Origin of the sequence: Bifidobacterium aesculapii (genome assembly GCF_001417815.1) — a bacterium.
Classification (GTDB): Bacteria; Actinomycetota; Actinomycetes; order Actinomycetales; family Bifidobacteriaceae; genus Bifidobacterium; species Bifidobacterium aesculapii.
Genome location: NZ_BCFK01000045.1, coordinates 1 through 5,742 on the forward strand (window position 1 = coordinate 1; position 5,742 = coordinate 5,742).

The window sequence follows — 5,742 nt, forward strand, 5'->3', positions numbered from 1 at the left end:
AGTTCGGTCGGCACCGCCTGCTCCGAGAAGATCCACATCAGGTACAAGCCGAACGGGCTGATGAGCGACGGGATGATCATCGCCCACGGCGTGTTCGTCAACCCGAGCTTCGCGAACAGCAGGAACTGCGGCACCGCCAACGCGATGCCCGGCACCGAAATACTGCCGATGATCACCGCGAACACGGCCTTGCGGCCCGGGAACCGGAACTTCGCCAACGCGTACCCGCCCATGATGGCCAGCAGGGTCGCGCCGCCCGCGCCCACCACCACGTACAGCAGCGTGTTCACCAGCCACCGGCCGAAGATCCCGTCCTGGTACGTGAACACCGTCACGATGTTGTCCCACAGGGCGAAGCTATGCCCGAACCCCAGACCGAACGTACTGGTGAAGTCCGCCTGCGTCTTCGTCGCGTTGATCACCAGATACACGAACGGGAACAGGCAGTACACCGCGAACACCGCGCACACCACCGTCATCCACACGCTCCTGCGCGGATTGCTCACGTTCGCGAACCCGCTCCTCTGCGCGCGACGACGCTCCGCCGCCTCATCCCTGGCGATCCGCTTCTGACGCGCCCTCTCGGCCCTCTTCGCCTCACGCTCCTGCTCGCGCACCGACTGCGCGGAAATGGTCACGCCACTCACTTCATCTGCTCCTTCATGCTCCGCAACTGCACCGCATACGCGATCGCCATCGTGATCACCGCCATCACGATCGCCAACGCCGCCGCGTAATTCGCCTGGTTACCCGAGAACGACAGGTTGTACGCGTACATGTTCGGCGTGTAATACGTCGTGATCGCATTGCCCGGCACCATCGACTGCAAGATCGAAGGCTCGTTGAACAACTGGAACGAACCGATAATGCTGAAGATCACCGTGATCGCCAACGAACCCTTCAACTCCGGCAGCTTGATCGACTTCACGATCTGCCACTCCGACGCGCCGTCGATGCTCGCCGCCTCGTACAGCGAATGCGGGATCGTGCTCAGGGAGCTGTAGAAGATCAGCATGTTGTAGCCCGTGAACTCCCACGTGTTGATGTTCCCGATCGACGCCAGCAACACGCTCGGCGAGAACATGTCGATGTCCGTGCCCAGGAAATCGTTCAACGACCCCACCAGACCATACTTCGCGCCATACACGAAACCCCAGATCAGGGTCGACACCACCGCCGGCACCGCATACGGCAGGAACGTCGAGATACGGAAGAACTTCGTACCATGCAACTTCATCGAATCGATCGCCAACGCCATCGCCGCGGCCAGGAACAACATGATCGGCACCTGCACCACCGTGAACAACGCCACACGACCCACACTCGACCAGAACTGCTGATCACCCATCAACTTCGCGTAATTCGCCAAACCAACGAACTGCGTCCCACCGATCATCTGCTTCTTGAAGAAACTGATATACACCGCATACACGATCGGAATGATGAACACAAACACGAACACCACCGAAAACGGCCACATGAACTTCCAACCACGCCAATCCGCCCTATGCCGATTCACACGAACCGCAGCGGACGGAGCAGCCGGCGCGGCGGCAGCCAACTCACTCGACGCCATACCAACCCTCTCCTTCGAAGGACCATGGGCGCCTGCCTCCGACAACGAACCAAGCACCCCCGGAAATGTTTACGCAACCATTCTATCATCGGGTCAATATCGCACAACTACCGGCGTGGCTAAGCTCTTCGGCGTTATGTTATATTGATAACGAAAACACGCTCATCTTTAATGGAGAAGAAGCAGCCATGGAACGTACAGCAACGGTGTCGATGCAGGACGTCGCCAAGGAGGCGGGTGTCTCACCGCAAACCGTATCACGTGTGGCGAACGGCAGCGACGCCGTGAAACCGGAGACCCGTCGCCGCGTCGAAGAGGCCATGACCAAGCTCGGATACCGGCCGAACTATGCGGCCCGGGCACTCAAGCACGGGCGATTCAAGGACATCGGCGTCGTCATGTTCAACATCGCCAGCTTCGGCAACGCGCGCATCCTCAAAGGCATCGCCACCGCAGCGAACGACAGCGGCTACGCCATCACCATCCATATGATGGGCAAGGACCGGGAGCGCACGCTCACCGCCGCGGTGGAGCGCATGAAGCAACTGCCCGTCGACGGCGTGATCATCGTCATGGAGGAGCATCTGCCCGACTTCAACACGTTCGCGCCGCCGCGGGACCTGCCGGTGGTGCTGATCTGCGAGGATCCGTCCGACAACTGCGCCACGGTCGACGCCGACCAGTACGGCTGCTCGACCGCCATCGTCGACTACCTGCTGAGCAAGGGGCACAAGACCGTCTACCACATCACCGGCCCCTCCACCTCGCGCGCCGCGCAAAGCCGCGCGCAGGGCTGGCGCGACGCGCTCGAACAGCTGGGACTGCGCATTCCGCCCACGTTCGTCGGCGATTGGAACGCAGACAGCGGCTATCAGGCGGGACTCTCCCTGGCGCGCGACCCGAACTGCACGGCCGTGTACGCGGCGAACGACCAGATGGCGTACGGCGCGGTCCTCGGCCTTCGGGCGGGCGGCAGACGCGTGCCCGAGGACGTCAGCGTCGTCGGCGTCGACGATTCACTGACCGGCATGGTGCCGCGTCTCGACCTGACCACGATGCGCATGCAGTTCGACAAAATCGGCTTGGAGGCGTTCTCCATGGTGCGCCGTCAATGCGAGGGAGGTCGCGTGCCCGTAGGCGTGAAGACCGTGATCCCCACCGAACTCGTCGAACGCGGCTCCGTGCGCGACATCGGCGACTGACGACCGGCATACGCCCGCCATACCGCGCCCCGGCACCCGGCATTCGCCCGTCGCCCCGCACCGCACGTCACCCGCGATGCGGGGCGACGGTCTACAGCGGCATGCGTGAGACGAACTCGCGCCGCTCCCCCGTCACCGGATCGTCGAACGCGAGCTGCCGCGCCACCAGCGCGAGCGGCGCGCCGAAATCGTCGTAGTCGCGCGGCCGCACGCGCGGGTAGAAATCATCACAGTGAATCGGCAGTCCGATCGCGTTCATGTGCACGCGCAACTGGTGCGTCTTGCCGGTTTCCGGGTACAGCACATACCGGCGCAACGCGGCGTCGTGCGCGCATGCCGCGCACACGTGCGCCGCGTCCCGCCCGCCCAGCGTGATCACGGTCTGCGCGTTCACGGCCCCCGGCTCCTCGAACGCCTGCAGACGCCCACGTTCCTTGACGATGCGCGAACGGCGCCGCAACGGGAACACGCGAGGCGCCTCCAGACGCTCGATGGTCCCGTATCGTGGCCGCGCGATCGGCGCGCACGGCGCGAGACATTCATACGTCTTGAGCGCACGGTGCTCCTGGAACAGCATCTGGTACGCGCCGCGCAGCGACGGTTCCCGCACGAACACGACGATGCCGGCGGTCATGCGGTCCAGCCGGTGCGCCGGCACGATCGCGTCGTCGCCGTACGCTTCGCGCAGGCGCATCAGCGCGGTCTGCCGGTACCACATGCCGCGCGGCGTGGTCGCGAGGAAATGCGGTTTGTCTACGACGATGATCCCCGCATCCTCGTAGATCACGTCCAAGTCGAACGGGATATGCGGTTCGTCGGTCACGTAACGGTGTCGCGACGCGGCAGCCGGCACCGTTTGCGGCGACGGCGACGGGCGTGCGCGCGCCGTCGCCGTCGTCGTTTCGATCGAGGATTCCACCGACGTGCGTCACTCCACGGTGACGGACTTGGCGAGGTTGCGCGGCTTGTCCACGTCATAGCCCTTGAGCTTGGCGATGTCCATCGCGAACAGCTGCAGCGGCACCACGTCGACGAGCGGGCTCATCAGCGTCGGGCAGGCGGGGCGCCAGAAGACGACGTCCGCATAATGTTCGACGTCCTTGTCGCCTTCCTCGGCGACGGCGATGATGTACGCGCCGCGCGCCTTCACCTCCTCGATGCCGGAGAGCACCTTGGCGTGCAGCACGTTGCGGCCGCGTTCCGGCGGGACGATGAACACGACCGGTTCGCCCTCGTCGACGAGTGCGATCGGGCCGTGCTTGAGCTCGCCGGCGGCGAAGCCCTCGGTGAACGTGTACGCGATCTCCTTGAGTTTGAGCGCGCCCTCCATGGCGACCGGGTAGCCGACGTGACGCCCGAGGAACAGGAACGACTGGGCGTTGAGCATCTGCTTCGCGGCCTTCTCGATCGCACCGGTCTGCGTGTCGAGCACCCACTGGATCTTGCGGGGCATGTCCTTGAGGGAGTCGATGGTCTGCTGGATCTCGTCGCGGAACATCGCGCCCTTGATCTGCGCGAGATACAGACCGAGCACGTAGGCGGCGGTGATCTGCGCGACGAACGCCTTGGTGGAGGCGACGGCGACCTCCGGACCGGCGTGCGTGTACAGCACGGCGTCGGATTCGCGCGGGATGGACGCGCCCTGCGTGTTGCAGATGGCGAGCACCTTCGAGCCCTGTTCCCGTGCGTGGCGCAGGGCCATCAGCGTGTCCATCGTCTCGCCGGACTGGGAGATGGCGACGACGAGCGTGCGCGGCGTGAGGATCGGGTCGCGGTAGCGGAACTCGTGGGCGAGCTCCACCTCGACGGGGATGCGCACCCAATGCTCGATCGCGTATTTGGCGACCATGCCCGCGTAGGCGGCGGTGCCGCAGGCGATGACGATGATCTTGTCGATCGCCTTGAAATCATGCTCGTCGATGTGGATCTCGTCGAGCGCGACGTCGCCGTTCTTGTCGTAGCGGCCGAGGAGCGTGCGCTGCACGGCCGCGGGGTCCTCGTGGATCTCCTTGTCCATGAACGAATCCCAACCGCCCTTCTCGGCGGCCGAGGCGTCCCAATCGACGGTGTAGGTCTTCGGGTTCTCGACGATGTTGCCGTTGAAATCGGTGACGACGACCTTGTCGGCGCTCACGCACACGGCCTGGTCCTGGTCGACCTCCATCGCACGCTTCGTGTACGCGACGAATGCGGCCACGTCGGAGCCGAGGAAGTTCTCGCCGTCGCCGAGGCCGACGACGAGCGGCGAATCATGGCGCGCCCCGACGACGATGTTCGGCTGGCGGCAGTCGGTGGCGAGGATCGTGAACGCGCCCTTGAGCATGCGCGCCATGCGACGGACCGCCTTGAACAGGTCGGGGGCGCCGTCCTCGGCGATGATGGTGTCGACGATCTTGCCGAGCAGCTTCGCGGCGACTTCGGTGTCCGTGGCGGAGGAGAACCTGTATCCCTCCGCCTGCAGGTCGAGGCGGAGCTGGGAGGCATTCTCGATGATGCCGTTGTGGATGATGGCGACCTTGCCGTCCATGCTGGTGTGCGGGTGGGCGTTCACGTCGCTCGGCACGCCGTTGGTGGCCCAACGCGTGTGCCCGATGCCGACGGTCGCGAGCGGCATCGGCTTGCGTTCGATGTCCTCGACGAGATTGGCGAGACGCCCGGCCTTCTTGCGCACTTCGACGTGGTCCATGCCGGGGGCGGTCAACGCGACGCCCGCCGAATCGTACCCGCGGTATTCAAGGCGCTTCAATCCCTGAAGACACACCTCCAGGGGCTTGCCGCACGCGGTCTCAACATGTCCTGCATATCCAACGATTCCACACATGCCTCACTAGCCTACCAAGAACGAGTAACGCCCCGCGGCTTTCAGCTACGGGGCGTAGGAATCACGTCGAATGATTACACCGAATGATTACAAACGGGCTACAGCACATGTAGTAGACGGGGCCGCATAACGGGCAGTCCAGT

5 protein-coding genes are annotated in these 5,742 nt (G+C 64.3%); 1 reads left to right on the top strand and 4 read right to left on the bottom strand.

All coding sequences use genetic code 11. The features are described from left to right. Positions 1–638 (bottom strand): carbohydrate ABC transporter permease (locus BFAL_RS06430; RefSeq protein ID WP_503089872.1); only part of this gene is annotated, 638 nt, incomplete at its 3' end. A gap of 5 nt (positions 639–643) precedes the next feature. Next, positions 644–1,576 carry a carbohydrate ABC transporter permease gene (locus tag BFAL_RS06435; protein ID WP_055427599.1) on the bottom strand — a complete coding sequence of 311 codons (933 nt, stop codon included), beginning with the start codon at positions 1,574–1,576 and terminating at the stop codon, positions 644–646. Positions 1,577–1,788: 212 nt separating this feature from the next. Here BFAL_RS06435 and BFAL_RS06440 point away from each other — a divergent pair, with 212 nt between their 5' ends. Further along, entirely contained in the window at positions 1,789–2,778 is a 990-nt protein-coding gene (locus tag BFAL_RS06440; RefSeq protein ID WP_152973576.1) for a LacI family DNA-binding transcriptional regulator, read from the top strand. Between the two features lie 91 nt (positions 2,779–2,869). Here the strand turns inward: BFAL_RS06440 and BFAL_RS06445 are convergent, their stop codons facing one another. Together BFAL_RS06445 and glmS are read right to left on the bottom strand one after the other, a co-directional pair. After that, positions 2,870–3,601 carry a pseudouridine synthase gene (locus BFAL_RS06445; protein ID WP_082440429.1) on the bottom strand — a complete coding sequence of 244 codons (732 nt, stop codon included), beginning with the start codon at positions 3,599–3,601 and terminating at the stop codon, positions 2,870–2,872. Positions 3,602–3,706: 105 nt separating this feature from the next. Beyond that, positions 3,707–5,599, bottom strand: coding sequence for a glutamine--fructose-6-phosphate transaminase (isomerizing) (gene glmS, locus BFAL_RS06450; RefSeq protein WP_055427601.1), 1,893 nt, complete (start codon positions 5,597–5,599; stop codon positions 3,707–3,709). Positions 5,600–5,742 lie beyond the last annotated feature (143 nt).